The sequence below is a fragment of the Gilliamella sp. B14384G10 genome (assembly GCF_016101685.1).
Lineage (GTDB): Bacteria > Pseudomonadota > Gammaproteobacteria > Enterobacterales > Orbaceae > Gilliamella > Gilliamella apis_A.
The window spans coordinates 162,517-187,523 of sequence record NZ_JACFQA010000002.1; the positions used below are offsets into that span (position 1 = coordinate 162,517).

At 35.3% G+C, this 25,007-nt stretch carries 12 protein-coding genes and 1 pseudogene; 12 read left to right on the forward strand and 1 reads right to left on the reverse strand.

Going from position 1 to position 25,007, the window contains the following annotated elements; translation table 11 throughout:
* The 11 genes and pseudogenes from H3T54_RS05080 to H3T54_RS05125 all read left to right on the forward strand — a co-directional run bounded on the left by H3T54_RS05080 (window position 1) and on the right by H3T54_RS05125 (window position 22,704).
* Window positions 1-11,517 carry a hemagglutinin repeat-containing protein gene (locus tag H3T54_RS05080; RefSeq protein WP_198223312.1) on the forward strand — a complete coding sequence of 3,839 codons (11,517 nt, stop codon included), beginning with the start codon at window positions 1-3 and terminating at the stop codon, window positions 11,515-11,517.
* Window position 11,518: 1 nt separating this feature from the next.
* Window positions 11,519-11,983, forward strand: coding sequence for a hypothetical protein (locus H3T54_RS05085; RefSeq protein ID WP_086362890.1), 465 nt, complete (start codon window positions 11,519-11,521; stop codon window positions 11,981-11,983).
* Between the two features lie 718 nt (window positions 11,984-12,701).
* Entirely contained in the window at window positions 12,702-13,547 is an 846-nt protein-coding gene (locus H3T54_RS05090) for a VENN motif pre-toxin domain-containing protein (protein WP_198221267.1), read from the forward strand.
* 12 nt (window positions 13,548-13,559) lie between these two features.
* Window positions 13,560-13,895, forward strand: a complete 336-nt coding sequence (locus H3T54_RS05095) for a hypothetical protein (RefSeq protein WP_110422434.1) — start codon at window positions 13,560-13,562, stop codon at window positions 13,893-13,895.
* 1,268 nt (window positions 13,896-15,163) lie between these two features.
* Window positions 15,164-15,940 (forward strand): annotated as a pseudogene (locus H3T54_RS12055) (transporter substrate-binding domain-containing protein); the annotation flags it as partial.
* Between the two features lie 90 nt (window positions 15,941-16,030).
* A complete protein-coding gene (locus tag H3T54_RS12060; RefSeq protein WP_370527359.1) occupies window positions 16,031-17,545 on the forward strand; it encodes an amino acid ABC transporter permease/ATP-binding protein in 1,515 nt (504 codons plus the stop codon).
* 53 nt (window positions 17,546-17,598) lie between these two features.
* On the forward strand, window positions 17,599-18,084 hold the full coding sequence (locus tag H3T54_RS05105) for an L-2-amino-thiazoline-4-carboxylic acid hydrolase (RefSeq protein ID WP_086363667.1): 486 nt from the start codon (window positions 17,599-17,601) through the stop codon (window positions 18,082-18,084).
* The gene (locus H3T54_RS05110) at window positions 18,077-19,312 is read left to right on the forward strand and encodes a M20 family metallo-hydrolase (protein ID WP_198221271.1); all 1,236 of its coding nucleotides are present in this window, start codon (window positions 18,077-18,079) and stop codon (window positions 19,310-19,312) included. The genes H3T54_RS05105 and H3T54_RS05110 overlap by 8 nt, the downstream gene beginning before the upstream one ends.
* Before the next feature lie 80 nt (window positions 19,313-19,392).
* Window positions 19,393-19,707, forward strand: a complete 315-nt coding sequence (locus H3T54_RS05115; protein ID WP_198221273.1) for a hypothetical protein — start codon at window positions 19,393-19,395, stop codon at window positions 19,705-19,707.
* A gap of 630 nt (window positions 19,708-20,337) precedes the next feature.
* Window positions 20,338-21,129, forward strand: coding sequence for a phosphatase PAP2 family protein (locus tag H3T54_RS05120; protein ID WP_198199962.1), 792 nt, complete (start codon window positions 20,338-20,340; stop codon window positions 21,127-21,129).
* Window positions 21,130-21,306: 177 nt separating this feature from the next.
* Entirely contained in the window at window positions 21,307-22,704 is a 1,398-nt protein-coding gene (locus tag H3T54_RS05125; RefSeq protein WP_110447818.1) for an FAD-binding oxidoreductase, read from the forward strand.
* 234 nt (window positions 22,705-22,938) lie between these two features.
* On the opposite strand, the gene H3T54_RS05130 is transcribed toward H3T54_RS05125, so the two are convergent.
* Window positions 22,939-23,820: a LysR family transcriptional regulator gene (locus tag H3T54_RS05130; protein WP_198221275.1), complete on the reverse strand. Its 882-nt coding sequence runs from the start codon at window positions 23,818-23,820 to the stop codon at window positions 22,939-22,941.
* Window positions 23,821-23,980: 160 nt separating this feature from the next.
* On the opposite strand from H3T54_RS05130, the gene H3T54_RS05135 reads away from it, so the two are divergent.
* Window positions 23,981-24,943: an aldo/keto reductase gene (locus tag H3T54_RS05135; protein ID WP_198221277.1), complete on the forward strand. Its 963-nt coding sequence runs from the start codon at window positions 23,981-23,983 to the stop codon at window positions 24,941-24,943.
* Window positions 24,944-25,007 lie beyond the last annotated feature (64 nt).

Consider the following 25,007-nt stretch of genomic DNA (forward strand, 5'->3'; position numbering starts at 1 on the left):
ATGAATAAGAAGTTATATCGAGTTATTTTTAATAAAAAGCGTGGTTTACAAATGGTGGTAGCTGAAATCGCTAAAACATCAGGTGGTAAAGAAAAAACAGCTACGGATGAAAAACTACCGGCACTCAAATCACTTTTTTATACACTTAAACCGATAACCTTATTCGTATCTCTTTCGTTAGGTTTTGTCACCCTCAGCTCACCTGTTTATGGTGCCAGCGATATTGTTGCCGATAAACAAGCCGCAAAACATCAACAACCGCAAATGATTAATACCGCTAACGGTATTACACAAGTCAATATTCAAACGCCAAACAAAAAAGGGGTTTCTCACAATAAATATCAGCAATTTGATGTTGCACAGCAAGGGGCGATATTAAACAACAGCAGTAAAATCAGTCAAACTCAAATTGCGGGTCATGTACAAGGTAATGAATTTTTAAAAAACAGTGGACCGGCTAAAATCATTTTAAATGAGGTCAATTCTCGTAACCCAAGTCAACTTAATGGTGTACTTGAAGTCGCCGGTCAAAAGGCGCAAGTTATCATTGCCAACCCCTCAGGCATTACCTGTAATGGTTGTGGCTTTATTAATGCCAGTCGCTCAACGCTCACGACCGGTAAACCTATTCTACAAAATGGTGACTTAACCGGTTATCAGGTTGAGCAAGGTAAGATTACGGTCACCGGAAAAGGATTAGATAGTTCAGAGCAAAGCTATACCGATTTAATTTCCCATACAGTATCAGTCAACTCAGCTATTTGGGCAAATGAGCTTAATGTGGTAACGGGGAAAAATAAGGTTAGCCAAGACGGCCAAACCGTTGAGCCTTTAGATGATACTAATTCAAGTGAAAGACCTGAGGTATCTATTGATGTCTCGCAATTTGGCGGGATGTATGCTGGCTCAATACGCATGGTGGGTACCGAAAAAGGGGTCGGTGTACATAATGCAGGTGAATTAGGTGCCAGCATCAACAATATTAGCATTAGTGCCGAGGGTAAAATAACTAACCGCGGAGCGATACAGGCGACAAAAGATATTCAAATCAGTAGCCGAGATAATATTGATAATCAAAAACAAATTTACAGTAAACAAAATATTAAACTCAATAGTGGTAAAACCATTAATAATGATGGAACGTTAATTGCACAAAAAGATATAAAACTTAGTGCCAATAACATCCATAGTCAGCAAAAGAGTGCCATCATTGCGGGTATTGATACACAAGGTAAACTGACGCAATCAGGTAATATTAACGCCGATGCTAATGTCATTGCCTTAAACGGTCAAAATAAAGCCGGTGACAAATTATCATTAAAGGCCAAGCAAGCCATTAATCTTGATGATAGCCAAACGTATGCCAATGAGATAAATCTGATTGGTGACCAACTTTCGATTAAATCAGCACATTTACAAACTGAGCAACAACTCAATTTAAATCATACCGTATCAATTGATACCTCCAACGCCACATTGCAAACCAAAAAAGGGATTGTTGTATCAACCGAGACATTAACCAATAACAATGGCACATTCATTGCTGAAGAAGATGTTGCAGTGAAGGCAAATCATGTGCAAAGTCAAGCTGCTAACATCTTAACGTATGGCAAATTGACCATTGATGCCGATGATATAGATATGCAAAAAGCCGCGTTAAGTGCTAAAGATGCTATCACTGTTTCCGCTGGCAACATCAATGCTGATGAGCTTGAAATTATCACTGAACAGGACCTAAAGATTAAGGCACAAAATTTATCGGCTAACCAAGCGGATTTACAAGCGAAGAAGTCAATTCATATCAATGCCAATAACCTTTATGCGCAATATCTTAAATTACTGACCACTGATGCGCTATCACTCAAGGCGAATCATTTAGTGTTAAATTATTCACAAATCAGTGCGTTAGGTTATCTTGATGTTGCCGCTAAAACACTACAGAATAAACAATCACGTTGGATTGCTGACAAGGATATCAATGTTAAAGCTGAGGACATTGACAACCAATCAAGTCAATTAAAAGCAACGGGTTCGATTAATTATCTATTTACGCATTTAAATAACAACGATACCGTCTTAGTCAGTGGTCAAGATTTAATCTTTACTGGTGATAAATTACAAAATATCAACGCAAAATGGCAAAGTGGTCATAACACCACCATCAATATAACAGGTTTATTTGATAATCAATCAAGCCTCATTGTATCAAAAGGTGAATTAGCGATACGGGCGCTAACAATAAATAACAATGATGGCGATTTAATTTCAGGCAAATCATTAACTATTAATAGCAAACAATTAGCCAGTGAAAATAGCGTATTACAAGCCGAGCAAGCCCTTAAATTAACGGCCAGTGAACAGTTTGATGGCCAATCAGCAACGTTATATTCAGACCAGCAAATTGAAATTAATAGTGATAAAATCGATTTAAATCAGGCCTATGTCGGTTCGAAAGGTGATATTACATTAAAAGGGCAACATCAACAATTAAACGAAAGTGAACTCCTATCTAATGGACAAATTGCAATTACTGCTGCCAATATTCATGCGGATGATGCCATTATTAAGTCCGCAAAAGATATAATCATTAATGCATTAGCCTTTGTGGCATTTAATCGAGCACAGCTTGTTACCAATCAACAATTAAAGATTAAAACCGAGCAAGCTGATACGGCAGAATCAAAGATATATGCAAAATCGGGCATGCATATAGACGCGAAAACACTGAATAACCAACATGCAAATTGGTTAAGTGAAAGTACTATCTCACTGTTTGCAAATCAGTTTAATAATCAAAAGTCGATCCTTGAAGCCAAACAAAATATTGATATTGATGCTACACAATTTAATAATCAAGAGACGGTATTATTAACTGATGGTCGTCTGATTATTAATGCAACAGATATTGATAATACCTCAGCGCAGATTCAGACTAAAGACGGCATAACTATTAATGCCAATAATCAATTATTTAATGATAACACCAAACTTATCACTGAAAATGACATTGATATTCATGCTAATGTGATAAGTAATACTCATGCCCAGTTATCCAGTAATCAATCTATCGCTATCAATGCTCAGCATCTTTATAACCAACATAGTACATTTTTTACTGGTGGTAAAATAAACGTTACAAGTAACATTATTAATAATGAAAAGAGTGAAATTAAAGCGACGCAAGGCATTGATATCCAAACCGATTCATTAGCCAGTGATGAAGCGAATTATCTCACTGAAGGTGATTTCAATCTTAATAGCCAAGATGCTTTGCTTAATAAAGCAAAAATTGCCAGTAAAGGTAACATGCACATTGTCGGTGAACAAACGTTGTCGATGCAAGAGGCACAGCTAACGTCACTAAAAAATATGCAGCTTAATGCCAACACACTTAATAGCTCAGCATCAGACATTTACAGTTTAGGAAATATTGATATTACCGCACAAACCGTAAAGAATGATAAAGCCTCACTCATCAGTGACCAAGACATCACCATACACGCTGACACGATAGATACAACTGAAAGTGAAATAGGCGCAGAGGGGGATATCAACGTCAGCGCCATAACACTTAACAATAATAAAGCCAAATGGATAGCTAAAAAAGCCATCAGCATTAATGCGCAGCAGTTAGCCAATACAGCTGCTCAATTAGCCAGTCATCAATCACTCAATATCCATGCTAAGCAAATTGATAATCAGCATGCCGTGCTTAGTGCAAAAGAAACTATAGCCATTGATGCTGATGATCTAGATAACAGCCAAGCAAAACTATTTAGTGACCAATCTGTTATCATAGCGGCAAATCACTTAATTAACCGTGAAGGGGTGATTAAAGCAGCGGATGAAATTACGATTAACAGTCAAAACATTGATAATAATCAAGCTATTTTTGTTGCTGAAAAGGATATTCAGATCCATGCCAACACACTGAATAATACCAAAGCAGCACTTCAATCCCAATCACAAATAGTGTTAAAAGCCGATCAGCTAAATAATGAGTCAGCATTACTGCTCGCGGGTGATAAAGGGCTTAATATCACCAGCCAAAACCTGAATAATCAGCAAGCGCAGCTTTATTCTAAAGGGGATTTAACAATCGACACCCAGAGCATGGATAATCAACATGCTAAAATGATTGCTGAAAAAGCCTTGAATATTCATACTGACCAGTTAAACAATCAACATGCCGAATTACAGGCTAAAGGCAATATCACGATTGACGCAACTGAGCAAAATAATCAGCAAGCGACAATATTATCGGAAAACGATATCAAACTAAAAGCCACTGAGAGTTTAGATAATCGTGATGCGCAGTTCACCGCAAATGGGTTGATAGATATTCAATCAACCCATCATATCGACAATTCACAGGCTAACTTACTCTCTAATAAGGGTATAGTTTTAAAATCAGCAAATGTGATAAATCAATCGGCGACATTAAAAACCAATGGACTGATAGATATCAAAGCAAACTCACTTGATAATCAAGCATCTGAATATCAGGCCAATAATATCGTGCTTGAAATTGATGATTTAAACAACCAACAAGCCAAATTAACCGCCAATCAAAATCTGATAATCAATGCCCAAGACTTTGATAACCGTCATGGACACTTACTGGCCAATGATATCTATTTAAAAACTAAAGCATATCGTGGTGATGGCACCATGAAAAGCCAAAATAATTTATCACTGGATTTACAAGACAGTTTTATTAATGAAAGTGAATTGTCTGCAAATGGGCATTTAGCGATTCGCACACAAAAAGATATTGTTAATAAAAATAAAATTACTGCAGGTCAACAAGTTTCCTTAGAAAGCCAGCAGTTAACCAATGAACAACACGCTGAAATTAGTGCTGAGTATCTCTCATTAAAACACCAAAACGTGACCAACCATGGCTTAATTGATGCAACCACAGCCGTAATGCGAACCAATAAACTTGATAATTTAGCCGGTGGTCGGATTTATGCCGATAACTTAGCCATTCATGCCAACTGGTTAAATAACTTAGCAAAAAACAACCTCGCGCCGGTGATTGCCGCCCGGCAAAACTTCCATTTAGGTGTGGAGACCTTAAATAATTATACTCATGCACAATTACTCAGTTTAGGGAATTTTATTATTGGTGGCGGCCTTGATGAAAACTGGAATGTGACAGGCATGGCCAAGCAAATCAATAATCACTCTGCCACCATTGAAGCACAGGGTGATTTATCTATTGCAGCCAATCAACTTAACAATATCAATGACCATATTGTCACTGAAATGCGTAAAAGTGATGAACCGCCTGAAACAGAAGAGTATTTTGAACATGAAGGAAGTCTAGAAAAATACTCACCAGATGATGTTTATTATCGTATTCAAGTATTTTATTTTTACCAATATGGATTACCCGAGCCTATATCATACGGTTGTGAGAAAGGAGGAAGAAGGTGCTACTATAAATGGAATGATATTCCTGAACAGTTCCGGGAAACCGGTATTATTGAAAGAATTAAAGTAAGTGACGGCAGTTATAGAAACTCTAACCATTATAAAATTGTTAAAACAAAATACCAAACAACAGTATTAGAGACCGACCCTGGCAACATTACCGCTGCAGGTAATGTAATTATTCATGGGCAAACTTTGAATAATCAGGATAGTAAAATCATTGCCGGTAAAACCGTCAATATCAATGTAGATCAACTTAATAATCATTCACAAGAAGCAATAGCTAAATATGTGTATTCTGGTAAACGTATTGAGCATTGGAAAAAACGTACTGATGATTACAGAAAAAAAGAACATGAATACACTAAACCCGATGAAATTTTTATTGATAATGCCTTAAATAAAAATATTGTCGATCATCAAATATTTGAAAAAACAAAACTGACCGAGCAACCACGCAGTGAAGTTAATGTGGAAAACAGCCACAACTCCGTTGCAGTGGATAAAACGGTCAATGATACTCTTAGCCAACAAGCGAAAGTGGTTTCAGCGCAAAGTATTGCCATTAATTCAAATCAATCAGATAGAACTCATATCAAAACTGATGCCAACCATCAGTCAGGCACCATTACGTCTATTCTGCCAAAACCGACAACAACGATTGAAGAGGATTTACCTCATCAGGAAAATAATCCCCCTGCCGTTGATGAATCGACACTACCTGAAGCCGGCAATGACATAACACCATCGAAAACCATTAGTGTTTATGAGCCAGACTTAACATTACCGGATAATAGCTTATGGATAGTGAATAAAGAGACTGACAAAAATTATATTGTTGAAACCGATCCGCGTTTTACTAATCGTAAAAAATGGTTAAGTTCTGATTATATGATTAATCGTCTAAGTGGCAACCCAGATTCAGTATTAAAACGTTTGGGTGATGGTTACTATGAACAACAACTTATTCAACAACAAATTGTTGGCTTAACCGGTCACCGTTACTTGCACGGCTATAAATCTGATATGGAACAATATCAGGCATTAATGGATGCGGGTATCAGTTTTGCTAAAGAATTTGGTATTGCAATTGGGGTGGAATTAACCGGCGAACAAATGCGGGCATTAACCAACGATATCGTCTTGTTGGTGAAAAAAAACGTTATGGTTAACGGTCAACCAACTGAGGTACTTGTACCACAAGTCTATATGGTTAACCGACCTCAATTAGGTACTGATGGCGCATTAATTGCGGGTGACAATATTTTTGTTAAAGGTGAACAACTCAATAACACCGGCTTAATTGCCGCCAAACAAGATGCGTTATTACAAGGCCATGATGTCACTAACAAAGGGACAATTTATGGTGGTCGTGTTGAAATTGATGCCCAAAATGACATCATCAACTATGGCAAATTAGTCGGTGACAAATTAGTTTACCTATCCGCCGATAACGATATTAATTTATTATCAAGCACCCGCACACAAACCCGCGCTCGTAATCTGCTGACCAATATCGATCAGGCTAGCACAATTCAAGTCAGCAATGGCAATATTGTGATTAATGCTGGGCATGATATTCATGCTAAGGCGGGTTATATCGTTAACAGCGGTAAAGAGGGAACTACATGGTTACAGGCCGGGCATGATATTGGATTAACCACAGCCGATATTGAAGAGAAATATGATTATCGAGCCAGAAAAGACTATAGAATAACAGATGAAAAAGGCGTGGTCGGCACTGAAATTATGGCGGCCAACAATATTCAGCTAGTGGCAGGTCATGATATTAAAGCCAAAACGGTGGATATTACAGCGGGTAATCATTTAGGACTACAAGCGGGTCATGACATTAATATTGGTTCATCGACAGAAAGTGCCTATTTGGATGAGTTCCACAAATACAAAGATAAAGGATTTTTAAAAAGTAGTAGTGAAAAAACCAAAGTAACTATCGATAACACGACTCAAAAAGGCAGTGAACTTAGTGCCAATAGCGTAACGATAAAATCCGGTCATGATTTAGATGTATCTGGCAGCATGGTGATAGCAACCCAAGATGTCTATCTTAATGCAGGCAATAATGTAAATATTACTGCCGCGGAAGAGAGCTATTACCGTCATGAAGAAAGAAAAACCAAAAAATCAGGGGTATCAACCAGCTCAAAAGGGATTAGCGTTGGTTCACAATCAACTAAGGCGACCTCAACCTCGAATGAAGTTAATCAATCACAGGCGGGGAGTTTAATTGGCACCTCAGGTGGTAATGTGATTATCGCTGCCAATAAACAAGTGACCATTGATGGTAGTGACATTATTGCCGGTCGCACACAAGGGGATGATAAACGCGCCACCGGTCATATAGACATCAGTGGTGAAGATATTTCGATTATCCCTGGCCATGATATTGTTGATAGAAAACAGACTTTCAAATCAAAATCTTCGGGTGTTGGTATTTCGTTTAGTAATCCAATAACTGAGAGTGTGCAAAATATTCATGATATTTTCAAATCCTCAGGTAATAAGGTTGAAAAAGCGAAACAATTTACCGGTGAACTGGCTGCATTAGCTATGGATATAGGTAACCCAGCCTCATCCCCAATTTCATACCATAAATCGTCAACGAAAAGTGAATCAAGTTTACACGGTGAATATAGTAACGGTAGCACATTAACTGCAGCTGGCAATATACAACTTCATGCCACTAATAGTCAGGAAAGGGATTCACAAGGACAATTAACGCATGGCGATGTCGTCATTAGTGGAAGTGACTTAACCGCCGGTGAAGCCATCATTATTGATGCTAATCGTCACGTCATTATTGAAACTGCTACCGATAAACAATCGGAATACAGTAAAACTAAAAGTAAAAACTGGAGTGCAACAACAGCGGCGCCGACAGCGGGTTCATCGGTACGATTTATCAACGGCAGTCCAAATCATGGTGCGGGTATCTTACCATATGGAAGTGAAAGCTCTGGTAATCGAAGTAATAGTGATGTCATTGGTCAAAACGCCTCCACACTAACGGCAAATAACATTGCCATCAATAGCCATGAAGGCAACATCGACATTAAAGGTAGCCTATTAAATACTCAAGATGATATCAACTTACGTGCGGAAAAAGGCAATATTGATATTGGTGCTAGTACGAATCAATCACATAGTGAAAGTAAAGGTTACAATAAAGTCGTAGGTGAATTAAATGGCGATGGCTATAGTGGCACAGTGGGTTACCAACATTCACGATATAAAGAGTTAGAAGATAAAGCAACACAAAGTAATATCCGCAGTGGACTTAACAGTACAAAAGGCAATATTAATGTCGTTGCAGGTGATGATGTTAAACTGGCGGGTGTCGATATTACCGCTGGTAAATCAGTAAACTTAACGGGTAAAAATGTCATTATGGAAACCAGTGAGGACAATATTTACCAAAAAGTAGAGACTCAAAATAAACAATATGGAGTAACAGTCTCGGCCTCTGGTTATGCGGTCACCGCAGCACAGTCAATTGAAAAAGCAGCAAAAGCGATTGAAAATAAGGAAGATAAACGTTTAGCCGCTATTTATATGGCACAAGCCGGTGTAAATGCGGCACAAGCTGATTTAAATATGTCCGATGCACCGGTAGAAGTAAACCAACCAACAGCAAATGCGGAGAGTAATGCTAATGGTGGTGATGGTGGTTCTGCCTCTTTAATTAAAGTCAATGTAAGTGTAACGGCAGATAACTCAAAACAAAAAACAGAGTATAACAGTCATACTCAAGCCGGTACGGTTATTCATGCTGGTCAAAATGTGAATATCAATGCAGAACAGAACATTGAAGGGAAAGGCGTTGATATTACCGGGCAAAACATCAATCTCAATGCGGGGAATGATATCAAATTTGACTCAGCAAACAGCACTGAAAAATTGAAAAGCACGGATTCTGGCAGTCACTATGGTGTTGGTGTTGGCTTTGGATTAGTGGGCGGGCAAAATGGCTTTTCACTTGAGCTGGCCGCCAGTCAATCCAAAGGTAAAGAAAATGGTTTCAGTGATATCAATCAAAACAGCACGATTACAGCTAGTAATACGCTTAACATCCAGAGTGGCCGTGATGTTATTTTAACGGGCGCGGAGCTGTCTGGTGAGCAAGTTATTGCCGATATAGGTCGTCACTTAACCATAAGTAGTGAACAAGATAAAGAAAAATATGATGCTAAACACACCAGTGTTGGTGCAAGTGCCAGCATCTGTGTACCGCCATTTTGCTATGGTGCAAGTAGTGCTAGTGCTAATTTTGCTCAAGACCGGATGAAGAGTAATTATGAATCGGTTAACGAGCAATCGGGCATATTTGCTGGTAGTGGTGGTTATGATATTACTGTGGGTGAACATACCCAACTAAATGGTGCGGTGATAGCCTCTGAAGCTGACCGGTCAAAAAATCGCTTAGATACCGGCACTATTGGCTTTACTGATATTAAAAACAAAGCCGAATATGATGTCAGTAGCGCCTCGGGCTCTATTGGGGTAAGTAAAGGACCTGGTAGTGGTGGTTTTTCACCGACCAGTAGCCAACCAACCGTTTATGACCATAACGATGAAGCCTCGAATATTACGCACTCGGCAATCAGTGACGGTGAGTTAATCATTCGTGACCAAGATAAGCAAACACAAGATATTAATGAACTTAGTCGTGATACTGAAAATGCCCATAGCAAACTTAAACCTATCTTTAATAAAGAGAATGAACAGACCAAACAAAACATTGTCACTAGCTTACAAGAGTTAGCGTCACAGGTTAAAGAGCTTGAGCGCACCATTCATAAAGATGCCGGTAAAGACTCAAAAGATGGTAAAATGGGCAATGACTTTAGTAAAGGCGTTGACTCAGCCGTATCGATTATTACCGGCATTATCACTGGCGATATTGCTGGTGGCCTTGCTGGCGCCAGTGCACCATGGCTTGCTGAACAGATAAAACTGCACACTGGGCACCTAGACAAGGATGGTGAATGGGTCACTGATAACCTTGCCGGTAACTTAATTTCTCATGCAATACTTGGCGCGGTAGTAGCTGAACTGCAAGGTAATTCGGGGTTAGCCGGTGGTGCTGGAGCGGTAGCTGGTGAACTAGCAAATAAAGCAATTATTGGTATACTTTACGGTGATAAAAAAATAAGTGAGTTAAGCGAAGAGGAAAAGCAAACCGTTAGTGCTTTATCTCAATTAGCGACGGGTCTTGCTGCTGCCGCTACAGGAGGTAATTTTGGTGATGCTAGCGCGGCTATTAGTAGCAGTAAAAATGCGGTTGAGAATAACTTGTTGAATAAAGATCCATATTGGACAGAACAAGAGAAAAAAGAAGCTTCAGAAAGGATAAAACAAGGATTTATCAATAATCATTGTGGTGGAGTTGATGATGCAGCTTGTACTCAGAAAAGACAAGAACTAGTTATTGAGAATTTGAAAACGATAGGTGGTTTAATTGTTGATTTTACGCCAGTGGTTGGGGATGTTAAAGCTTATGCAGAAGCTGAAGATAGTATTGATTATGCCATTGCAACAGTTGGATTAATACCTGGTTTAGGTGATGCTGTTGGTAAGGTATTAAAAGAAGCAAAAGCCGCATTAAAATTAGGCGATACAAAAAAAGCCAGTGAGTTGGTTCAAGAAGCTCAGAATAAAGTAAAAGCTCTTGATGTTGGTGCTCAACGAGAGTTAAAAGCTAAAGAACAAGTTGGTGATATGTTGGAGAATGATCATATTCCATCATTCGCTGCATTAAAAAAAGCTGAAGAAAAAAAATTAGGACGTGAGTTAACAGTAAAAGAAGAGCGAGCATTATACAAAGAGTCTACTGCTGTTGAAGTTCCTAAAGATGTGCATCAAGCGGGACCAACATATGGTGGTAAAAATACAGCAGAACAGATCGAAAAAGATGCAGCCGATCTATGTGGTGCTATTTGTCGGGATACCGATGCGTTGCGTAAAAATATGATAGAAAGAGGATATGATCCAAAACAAGTTGAAGATGCAATAAATAAAATTATAGAGAGAAATCGTCAAATGGGAGTAATTAAATAAAATGGTCAAGTGGCAAAAACTTATCAATGCCTTAGGGAAACCTGAAAATTCAGAAGAATTCTTTATTTTGAAAGAATCTATTGGCGAAAAACCAAAATTATCTGAAACGCCCATTGAATACAATGACCCAAATAGCACTAAGTATTATGAGTTTTTTAAAAATGGAATATTAATTAATTTCCGACATAATAAGCTGACACAAATTCACTTATATTTAATAAATGACGATGATTATTTGCAATATCATGATGAATTACCTTCAGGAATAAATCCATCATATGATAAAAATAGAATAACTAACTTATTAGGGCTCCCGGTTAACGACGGGGGAGGTTATCCTGATAAGTTATTAGGCTATATCAATAAGTGGATTGCATATTATATAGATGATAGTTATTCATTACGATTTGAATTTAATCAAAAAGATAGGCTTTCAGCTGTAACATTGACAACACTACCTATCTAATTAAATCATTTTAAATATTGCGACAAATGTCGCAATATTTACCTAATCATTTATCAACAATGCGATCTCCTTCGCAAGTTGTACAATTAACTTACCTTTTTTAGTGCTAATGGTGATGAATTGTCCTGTGGTGAATCTAAGTTTATTTATCCAGTTGCATTTTATGGTGAATTGTGGAGAGGAGAAATCATAAAACATGAAGTATGTTTTATTAATTTGAGCTAAAAAATTTTAAAATATCTATATAGAAAGATTCTCTATCAAATGTTCACCTTTTCCATCATAAAATTCAAATATCAATAAGACGGTATAGACTCCTCAATTATTTTTACAAATAAACCTCAATAAACTAAATCAAAATAATCATTATCTAGAAATATAATCACCAATTAGAACTGTTACTAATAATAAAATTTTTTCACCGACAAGTGAACAACTTACCGTTTATGACCATAACGATAAAGCCTCGAATATTACGCACTCGGCAATCAGTGACGATGAGTTAATCATTCGTGACCAAGATAAGCAAATACAAGATATTAATGAACTCAGTCGTGATACCGAAAATGCCCATAGTAAGCTCAAACCTATCTTTAATAAAGAGGATGAACAGACCAAACAAAACATTGTCACGAGTTTACAAGAGTTAGCGTCACAGGTTAAAGAGCTTGAACGCACCATTCATAAAGATGCCGGTAAAGACTCAAAAGATGGCAAAATGGGCAATGACTTTAGTAAAGGCGTTGACTCAGCCGTAGCAATTATTACCAGCATTATCACTGGCGATATAACCGGCGGCCTTGCTGGCGCCAGTACCAGTGCACCATGGCTCGCTGAACAGATAAAACTGCATACAGGCGATAATGAAGCAGCAAGGTTAATTGCGCATTCCATACTCGGCGCAGTGGTTGCGGAACTACAAGGTAACTCAGGACTTGCCGGTGGAGCTGGTGCTGTGGTCGGAGAAATAGCAGCAGATATCATCCGCAAACAACTGTATGGCAAAGAAGTCAAAGATTTAACCGAAGAGGAAAAAGAAACCATCAGTGCACTATCTCAACTAGCCTCCGGCCTTGCAGTAGCTGCCGGTGGTGGTAATTTTGGTGATGCCAGTGCGGCTATTAGTAGCAGTAAAAATGCGGTGGAAAATAATGGTTTGAGTTGGGCTGATGGTGGTAATGATGGTAATTTTATTGGAATTCCATATGAAACTGGAGCAAATTTAGATAGTAACCTCGATGCCTATGCTCAAGGTTATTTGACAGAGGAAGAAATTATTCAGTTAATGGACGATATGAACTCAGGACGGTTCATGTATGCACCTTTTAGAGAGGATTTTAAACGTTTTCCAGAAGATCTTGCTATTTTGGTAACGCCGTATAAAGATGGCTCTAAGATTGATATTAACTGGAATACTGGCCGAGTAGTTAGAACTGCAGCACCAAAATATGGTCAGGATGGTTCCACTATAAATAAAGGACAGAGATTGGATTCAAGTGGCTCTGAAATTCCAAGAAATTTACCTCATGAGTTACATCCAACAGAAACAATAAATTTTAAATAAGGTTAATAAATTATGTTAGATATAGGAAAGTTATCAATTAGCTGGATTTGTGAATTAAATGTATCGAATAATCAGTTGAAAGTTAAAGCAATTGCTTTGGATAAAATTATTCAAATTGAATTTAATGTAATTTTGTTTATGTCAATAGAGAGTCAATATAATGAAATTCAAGAGATTGGAGATACTATTGATATTTCACATGAATATAGAGCACTTGATTCTAAAGATATGGAAATTTATCCATATAGTTATAATTCGGGCGATCCCTGTCATATCCTAAATATTTATGGTGATTACATGATCAAATTAATATGCAATGATATTAATGTTATAGAGTTAAGTGAATAAAATTTCTCTTTAAAGTCTCAGTTCTGCGATTTCCATCGCAGAACTGGATCAGTTTTTTTCAATTATGTGATCTATTTAACAAGTTAGAAAATTAGCTTATCTTTTTAGTGTTAATAGTGATGAATTTATCTGTAATGAATCCGACTTCACTCAGCAGTAAATTCCTTTTGCTAATGAATATTCAGTGTCAATAAAATAAAAAAGTAATGCTCATCTTTACTAGCACTACCAAAGAATAAGACATAAAGTTTGTCTTATTAACTTGAGCTGAAAATTTCAAAAGGTCTTCATATAAAGAGGTGCTATCAAATGAGCACCTTTTTCATCATAGCGTTCAAATAGTCAAGAAACGGTATAGACTCCTCAATTATTTTTACAAAAAAATCTCAATAAACTAAATCAAAATAACCATTATCTAGAAATATAATCATCAATTAGAACTGTTACTAATAATGACTGTTTTTTAACTGACTAGGGTGCAACCAATTTTTATGACCATAACAATGAAGCAAGAATAATAAATAGAAATTTATAACAAAACAGGTAAAACTTCTTATACAAATCAATTATTATCTTATAAAGTACCGCAACAACAAGTACTTTGCTTATTGATAGTAGGGTGGTATCGAAAAGAAAATAGTTATGTAAACTCGAACTTGACGAACAGAAAAATAAACTAAATTGGGATGGTCCAATATAAGTACAATATATTTAATAGAATGTTGAATTTTCATTAAAAATGATAAGGTAAAGAAATGATGTCAATAAAAATTGGTTTTACAGGTGGCATCCGCATAGTTGAATTAGTTACAGACAGCGATATTTGATGCATATTTTAAAGCATTTTATGAGAGTATTGAATGTGCTATAAGAAATTATGAATGGTTCAAATCAGATCCCAATTATAAATATTAATCAGTAATGGTAACAATTTCTACCATTCTTTATTGTATGAGCTACAGAAGATCCCTTTATCTGTTTTCGATAATTTACAATCGGACGAGAAACCAATTTGGTGGACTGGCAAAATTCCTAAAACCACAACGTAGTTACTTTTATTTTACCTCTCATCCCTCTTTTCCTCAAAATTTTAAGGAAAGTAGTTGATGTTTTACATCATAATTTATGATGGCTTATATTTAAATGCTATAATAATATAACTATTTATTATTATTCAAATAGTTATTTATTACTATAATCAAGTACATCCTAATGATATTTCTCAATATATCTATTTAAATAGAAAATTACACAAGGATGGAAAAATTATGCGCTCTTTCCTGTCTTTTTATAAAAACATTTTTGCCGTGGTTATTGGCGTTGTTTTTCTTTTTATACCCCCTTTAGCGGTAGCAAAAATTGATGATGATTCAAATGTGCTAAGAATTGGCATTGATTTGACCTATGCGCCTTTTGCTTATCTGGAAAATAATCAAGCTGAAGGTTTTGACCCTGATTTTATGCGTTTGTTAGCACAAAAGTCTCATAAGATAGCTAAATTTAATGATACTCGAATTGAAAATATTATTATTGGACTGGAATCAGGCCATTATGATGTTGTAGCTAGTGCTCTATATGTTAATGGTACACGAGCTAAACAAGTTGATTTTATTCCTTATTTACAGACGGGTGGTGTGCTATTAGTACGGCAAGATGATAAATTTAATCCACAAACCTTAGAAGATTTATGTGGTAAGAGTGTATCGTCAATGAAAGGGGCGGCATGGATTGAAACCATGAATCAGATCAGTGAGACATATTGTAAATCTCAACATCTTCAGGCCATTATGGTAAAAGAGTACCCAAGTGCGCCAGAAGCTTCTCAAGCGCTCCTTTCACATGGTGTTGATGTGCAATATGAAGATGCTGCGGTGGCAAATATGGTGATCAAACAATTAAATAACAGTTTGAAAATCACTAGCAAAAATATGATAAATCCTGTTCTGATTGGTTTGGCTGTGCGCAAGAATGATACGGAGCTCAAGCAATATTTGCTCGATCTTATAAAATCAGTACGACAATCGGGCGAATACGATCAATTGTTAAAAAAATATAATTTAGCTTATCCCAATCAAACATTATTGCAAGATAATATCGATTTTATTGCTACCGATTTAGCTGGTAATTTAAAACAAATTCAGAATGTTGAACAGAAAGGCTTTAATTGGAATTATTTTTTTAATGAGCTGATTAATCCTAATTTTGCAAAAGCTAGTGGTACTGTTATTTCTTTAAGTGGTTTGGCGTGGCTAAGTGCTTTAGTTTTTGGACTATTATTAGCGTTGGGTAATCGTTCAAAGCGCTTAATGTTGGTAAAAATAACCGCATTTTATATCTGGTTATTCAGAAGTTTACCATTATTAGTTTTGTTAATTTATATCTATAGTTTACCTAGATTTTGGCAAGCAAGTAGTGTTGTATTATCTAATCCTTTTTGGGCAGGACTGATTGCATTGATTCTCAGTGAAAGTGCCTATATGGCTGAAATTCATCGCGGGGCGTTACAAGCAATTTCTAAAGATCAGATTGATGCAGGTAGAGCCTTAGGACTAAGGTACTGGGCAATACAAGCTAAGATCGTTTTCCCTCAAGCACTAAGAATAGCCTTACCACCACTAACAAATCAATTTGTTACCATTATAAAATTAACATCGTTAGTATCGGTTATTTCATTAACTGAAATTTTATTAGTTGGTCAACAGCTTTATACCCGTAACTTTTTAGTTATTGAAACGCTAACTATTGTTGCGATTTATTATGTGGCTATAGTGACTATAGTAACTTGGCTAATCAAGCGTTTTGAAGTCTCTTTGGATGTTACAAAACGTTCCAACATTGCGACAATTGAAGCAAATGAATTTAAGTCAATTTCTAATAAAGAGAATAATCTTTTATCAACAAGTAAACCAAGTAAGTATGTGTTAGAGTTGCAACATTTGTCTAAAAATTATGGTAATACAAAAGTTCTAAAAGACATTAATTTAGATGTCAATTGGGGGGATGTTATATCGATTATAGGTCCATCAGGTTCAGGCAAAACAACTCTTATTCGAACCATTAATGGTTTATCCGACTTAGATGAAGGAACGATTAAATTTGAAGGAATTCCCTTTATTAATGGCGGACAAATACATGATAAACAATTCTATAATCGAATTGTGCATTTAGGAATGGTATTTCAAAATTATAACTTATTTCCCCATAAGACTGTTTTAGATAATCTACTTTTAGCGCCTGAATATCATGGCAAAGATTTAGCGATAACGAAACAATTAGCTTTAGCTTTATTAGATAAAGTAGGGATGTTAGACCATGCTTATAAATATCCGCATCAGTTATCTGGTGGACAGCAGCAAAGGGTAGCAATTGCTAGGGCTTTGGTTATGGAGCCAAGTATTATGTTGTTTGATGAACCTACATCAGCCCTCGATCCTGAATTGGTTAATGAGGTTTTACAAGTTATTGCAAAACTGGCAACAGAAGGGATGACTATGTTAATTGTTACTCATGAAATGTCTTTTGCATTTAAAGTTTCCAATCGTATCCTCTTTATGGAAGAAGGACAGATTATTCATGATGATGCGCCTAATGTTTTAAAAAATAGTGATGATAAACGTTTACAACAATTTCTTAATCAGAATGAACGTTGATAATAAAAATTTAAACTTAAAAAATAATAGTTAGAATGATTGAGGTATAAGTGATGCAAGAATTTCCCGAAATAGGTATTTTACATCGTCGTAAAATTGAAGCAGAAATAATAAAACCTATATATGAAATATTAACACGCGATTATGGTAAAGAGGTCGCTAAGGCGGTTATTGGCGAAGCGGTTGCCCAAGCAGCAGTTGAATCTGGAAAAGAGTTTGCTGCAAAGGAGCCCAATGGTACTAGCGTTGAAAGTTTTGTAGCCTTACAACATCTGTGGGAACAAGATGATGCTTTAATAATTACTGTCGTTGAAAACAGTCATGAGCGATATGACTATAATGTCCATCGATGTCGATACGCAGAAATGTATCAGCAAATGGGATTAGCTGAAATTGGTTTTTTATTATCCTGTAATCGCGATAGTAAATTTATCGAAGGCTATGCTCCGCAAGTTAAATTAGATCGTCCTCATACTATTATGATGGGTGATGGTATTTGTGATTTTCGTTACTGCCTAAGGGGCAAAAATAATGAGTAGTTTACAACCCAAAATTAATATTACACGCCTTGAAAAATTGCTTGATGATTTTGCTCAAATAGGCAAGACTAAAAATGGCGGTGTGACACGTTTAACATTAACGAGTTTAGATAAACAAGCCCGTGATTTACTTATTCAAATTAGTCAATCTGCTGGTTTTAAAGTTCAAGTCGATGCGATAGGTAATATTTTTATCCGTCGAGAAGGCCTTAAAGATTTACCAGTAGTGATGACCGGTTCACATGGTGATAGTCAACCAAAGGGGGGCCGGTATGATGGGATCTATGGCGTATTAGCTGGTTTAGAAGTTTTACTAACGTTAAATGATTATAATATTCAAACTAATCACCCTATAGAATTAGTGATGTGGACTAATGAAGAAGGTTCACGTTTTGCGCCAGCCATGATGGGATCAGCTGTTTTTACTGGCAAGCTGGATCTTGATCAAGCTTATGCGATAAAAGATCAAGATGGTATTACGGTTAAACAAGCATTAGAAGATATTGGTTATTTGGGTAATGCTAAAATAGCCAATCAATCAATTAAAGCCATTATTGAGGCTCATATTGAACAAGGTCCTATACTTGAACAACAAAATCAAACAATTGGTATTGTTAAAGGTGCGTTTGCCCAGCGTTGGTATGAAGTCACATTGACGGGTTTAGCTGCCCATGCAGGAACAACGCCAGTCAATATGCGCCAAGATGCGGTGGTGGGATTATCTGAATCTGTGACTGCTTTAAACCGACTGGCATTACATCCAGACAGCAAAGATATTAGGTTAACCGTGGGTATGATAACTGTCAGCCCAAATTCTCGTAATGTAGTTGCGGATCATTGTTTTTTTACTATAGATCTACGACATTATGATTCTGAATTATTGGCAAACTTTGAAACGCTTATCTATGCTCAATTATCTGAAATTGCTGAGAAATTAAATTTAAAACTGGAAATAAAAAAAGTGCTTAGCATGCCATCTATCCATTTTGATCTAAACTGCATAACGTCAGTTAGAAAGGCGGCAATAAAAAATAATTATTCGGCAATTGAAATGGTTTCTGGTGCAGGTCATGATGCTTGTCATTTGAGTAGCATCGCGCCGACTTCAATGATATTTATTCCTTGTATCAAAGGGATAAGTCATAATGAAGCTGAATCGATAACTACTTCCTGGTGCAAAGCCGGAGCAGATGTTTTATTGGATACTTTATTAGAATTATCGCAATAAACGATATTATTTTCCTCTAATAAAGACATAATTTGACTATTTCAATTAGAGCCATTGTTTACAAGATTAAAGGATTAAAAATGAAAAAAATAATTTATTTTGTTTTGGCTATTTTCATTATTGGATGTGCTCCTAAAGATTCGGTTCGAATGGTTCCACCCAAAGAGTATGATAGATACAATACAGGTATAAAAATCAAATATTGTGTGTTTAATACAGATAAAAATCAATGTAACGAATATATAGGTAAAAATGATCTCTATATTTTTGTTGGTAAAAAAAATGATTATAGGCAATATTATACTTATTTTAATAACATACTTTTAACTTATCCTAAAATTGAAACAGCCCAAGTTGATGATGCAATAAAAGAACTTGTCAATTTTTTAAAATAGGCAAATTTACCGGCACAAGAGCGTTCTTTAAAACAAAAAGAATATGAAGCTAATATAAAATTAGGCGTCTTGGGTAGAAAATATTTAATAAATAATAATATTCCTTATATATCTCAGACCCTTATTGATAACGGTATTTTTGGCTTATTTAAGTCTGAAAGACGTTATTTAGTCGATGAAGTTACAACTAAAAAAATATTAGTTCAATTACTAATTTGGAAAAAATTTATTCAAAAAACGAATATTCCCTTAGATAATAAAAAATAATCTCAATTAATTATTTTAAGTGAATAAATGAATTAATATATTTTCATAAGGTCGTATACTCGACCTTATAAGAAGTAATAAAGTTTTCGTACTTCGATATTCAGTATTTCAATGCTTTTAATATCAGTTTAAATACAATTGAACTTTTCTCGTATTTACGTTCGGATGACTAATCTAACGAAGATATAACCCATTACAATTAGATTAGTTTTTCCATTTTCAGTCAAACAATTGATAAAAAACTAGAAATGTTTGTGCAATGTTAGATGTTTCTTTCACTTTTTATTTATAAAAATTTTTTTAAGCTCCCTTAATTTAATTAATTGTTTTTTAAATCAATCAACCAAGTAATAGGAGTAAATAATGGTTAAAAATGTTAAGAACAGAAAACTAACTATCTTTATTTCAACGCTATATTGCTCTTTGTTTTTTTCTTCATCGTTATTTGCTTTCCAAAAAGGTTCAACAGAGGATTTTTTAGGCCATGAAGTAGGGATTACTTATCACACTGCCGAGCAAGCGGTGAGTAGTAAAGAGTATTTACCTGTTTATCCAGAAGAAGGGACACCTGAATTTGAAGCAGATAAAATAGCTTATTTACATGGTTATAACCTTAAAGGTACAGAGCGTTGGCAACAAGCGATACAGGATGCTGATTTGCATATTGCGAATGTGGCTAAAATATTTTCTCAATCGCTCGGTATCACAATTTCGCCAGAGACTACGCCTACTTTATATAAAATGTTTGGCGATCTATTAGTCGATTCAGCAGACAATGCGACTAAAACTGCCAAAGAATTTTACATGAGAAAACGTCCATTTGTCTATTTTGGTAATCATTCTTGTCAACCGATTGAGGAAGAAGATCGATTACGTCAAAATGGATCTTTCCCATCAGGTCATACAGCTTATGGTTGGACATTAGCATTAGTTTTAGCTCAAATTGCTCCTTCACATGCCGAAACAATAATAAAACGTGGTTATGAGTTTGGTCAAAGTAGAGTGATTTGCGGTGCTCATTGGCAGACAGATGTTAACGCTGGTCGTATAGTCGGTGCTGTAGAATACTCAAAATTACAAACTATTGCAAAATTTCAAGAAGACCTTCGCAAAGCTAGCGAAGAAATTAATCAACAATATAGTTTATTAAAATAAGTAGTCTATCTCCCCTGAGTGAATAAAGAATCTAGTTTATAATAGGCTTAGGGGAGCACTATTATGAATTTTTAAAGTTATCTAACTCTATATTTTTCAATAAAATAATGGAACTATATATTTATACTAGTTAAGATAATCATTCTAGCTATATTTGATTTGCAATTAGTATTTAAAATGAAAAAAATAAATTTATTATTATCTGTATTTGGTTTTTTATTGCCCTTGACTGTCATGGCAGTAGAAGTTAATGATGTAACTGGAATGACACCAGTTCAAGTTGCTGCAGTTGTGCAACCAGAATCTACTCAACAAGTTGTTGATATAGTTAAAAAGGCTAGCGGGCCAATTAGTATTGCTGGTGGTAAATATAGTATGGGAGGACAAACCGCAATTCAGGGCGCCGTACAAATAGATACTCGCAAATTAAATCATGTCATTGATTTTAAACCTGAACAAAAGTTGCTAACTATCGAGACCGGTGCCACATGGCATCAAGTCCAAGCGCTTATAGACCCTTATGATTTATCTGTAAAAATAATGCAAAGTTATGCTAATTTTAGTATTGGTGGATCATTAAGTGTTAATGTTCATGGCCGTTATATAGGTGAAGGACCTATAATTCTTTCGGTAAAACAATTTAAAATTGTGTTAGCTGATGGCAAAGTAGTAATAGCTAGTCCTGAGCAAAATCAAGATATATTCTATGGTGCTATTGGGGGTTATGGTGGCTTAGGTATAATCACCGAAGTGACTTTACAACTTGCAGATAATGTTAAAGTCAAACGTTTTAGTAAAGCTATGCCAATTAACAACTATTATCAATATTTTACCCAACATATTCGTTCTGATAAAAAATCGATATTCCATAATGCGATAATTTATCCACCAGATTATAAAAGAGTGAGATCCGTTACTTATAAACAGACTGAAGAACCATTAACGATTTTGCAACGATTAAGATCTGATGATAAAAAATCGCATAATCTGGAAAAGCCAATCAAAATTGTATCTTCCTCGACTACTGGTAAAAATTTACGTAAATTATTTGATGATTTTTATTACATAAAAAAACCAGTAATGTGGCGTAATTATGAGGCTAGTTATGATGTCTCGTATTTACAACCGATAGCGACTAAAAATAAAAGCTTTGTTTTGCAAGAATATTTTATACCGGTTGAACAATTTGATCACTTTTATCCAAAATTAGTCACTATTTTGAAAAAATATAAAGTTAATGTTATTAATATTTCTATTCGTCATGCCAACCAAGATAGTGGTTCATTACTGGCTTGGGCAAAATCGGAAGTATTTGCTTTTGTGGTCTATTATCAGCAAGACACTGATGAATTGAGCAAACAACATGTTGGTAATTGGACAAGGGAATTAATAGATGCTGTTTTGGAAAATCAAGGAAGTTACTATCTACCTTATCAATTACATGCGACAACAGAACAATTTCAAAGAGCATATCCACAGGCTGAGCAATTTTTTAAACTTAAAGCTCGTTTAGATCCACACAATAAATTCAGTAATATGTTATTGAAACGCTACCATATTCAAACCGTTCAATAACATAGTGCCAGCAAGATAATTAGTTATTTTTTGTTAAATAACTAATTATTTAAGCTGATATTAGATAATATCAATAAAGTTCAATACATTGTTTAATATTAGAAAAGATTTTATTTTTAAACTTATGTGAGCTTCATTTTAATGTACTATATAACGAGTATTAGACATAAAAATTGTTTGTAGATTTAAATATTAATTTTTCATGTCATTTTTTATCAATCATTTGAAACTAAACTAGTTTTTTAATGCTTCTAATACTAGTCTAAATACATTTGAATGCCCCTTACGACTTGGATAATAAATATAAAAAGGTTCATATGTAATTGAATATTCCGGTAATAATTCTATAAGTTGTCCTGATGCTAATTCATTTTTTACATCTGGATAACCAATCCAACTAATACCTAAGCCATCAAGAGTAGCTTGTTTTCTTAAATGATTATTGATTGTGAAGTGAGAAATAGGGTGATATTGAATAATATTGCCTTTATCGGAAAACTCCCATATCGATTCCATTCCATAGTGGGTTGAAACTTTTTTGCCAATTAATAAATGTTGATCTAAATCATTTATCTGTTTTGGTTTTGTTCTCTGACGCAAATAATCAGGACTAGCCACTAAAGCCATTCGCAAAGGTTCTGATATTTTTACTGCTACCATCTCTTTTGCCAAATCATTTCCGATTCGGCAGCCCATATCGAAACCTTGTTTGACAATATCGACTAAGTTATTGTCACATTGAATTTCAATTTTAATTTGTGGATAGCGTAGTGAAAATTGACTTAATTTAGGGTATATAAAATTTTCAATAGCAATATTAGATGCATTAATTCTAATGGTACCCGATGGAGTATCAAGGTAATCGCCAAGAGCAGCAACTTCTTCATTGATTTGTCGATATAGAGGGGCTATTTGTGTATAAAGTTGTTCACCTGCTTCTGTCAATGATAGGCTTCGAGTCGTGCGATTAAATAGTCGTAAACTCAGACGTGTTTCTAAGTTTCGCATGCTATGACTTAGTGCTGATGACGAAACACCTAAAGATTTAGCTGCACCAACAAAGCTTTTTGCTTTAGCTATAGTAATAAAATAGTTTAGTTCATTATAGTTATACATCGGATATAAATAGAAAATTAATGAATTTAATTCATGATACTATAAATGAATAATACGTTTATCTCAATAAAAGTTAACGATAAAATAATCATAATTAAAATTGAATTTTTAAAAATTTATTAAATTATTCAATCTATTATTAACTAGTAAGGTAAAAAGTATGGATTATATAAAATTAGGTAATTCTGATATTGAAGTCTCACGATTTTGTTTAGGATGTATGAGTTTTGGCGATCCTGCTAGTAAAATGCATGATTGGACACTTAATCCAGAACAAAGCGAAACAATTATTAAACATGCCTTAGATCTAGGAATTAATTTTATTGATACAGCAAATACATACTCTAGTGGTACCAGCGAAGAATATGTAGGAAGAGCGATTAAACGAAATATAGCTCGAGACAAAGTAATTCTGGCTACTAAAGTCTATTTTAATGAAGGGCATTTATCTAAAACAGCAATTGAACGAGAAATTGATGGATCCCTGAGACGATTAGGTACTGATTATGTTGATTTATATATTATCCATCGTTTTGATTACAGTACACCAATTGAGGAAACCATGGCTGCGTTACATCATTTAGTTCAGAGTGGTAAAGTACGAGCATTAGGTGCTTCTGCGATGTATGGTTATCAATTTTATAATATGCAATTAGTCGCCAAACAAAATGGTTGGACGCCGTTTGTTTCGATGCAGAATCACTATAATTTATTATATCGTGAAGATGAAAGAGAATTAATTCCCATCTGTAAGCAATTCAATGTTTCATTAACCCCTTATAGCCCTTTAGCTGCAGGTAGACTCTCCCGATTAGAATGGCAGACCAATACACTACGTAGTAAAACTGATAAAACGGCTGTTGCTAAATACGATAGTACCCAACAAATCGACATGAATATAGTGAAAAGAGTTAATGAAATTGCGCAAAAATACACTGTAACCATGACTCAAATTGCTCTTGCATGGCAATTTGCCAAAGGCGTTGCTTCACCAATCATTGGGGCAACTAAAATTCAATATTTGGATGATTCGGTAGGGGCATTAAAGGTTTCATTAAATAAGGATGATATTGCTTATCTTGAAGAACTTTACTTGCCTCATCGTATTGTCGGTGCACTTTGATTTGTTGCAATCAACAAGATTAAATTTACTGACAAATATTATTGGGATATTTGTCAGTAACTGT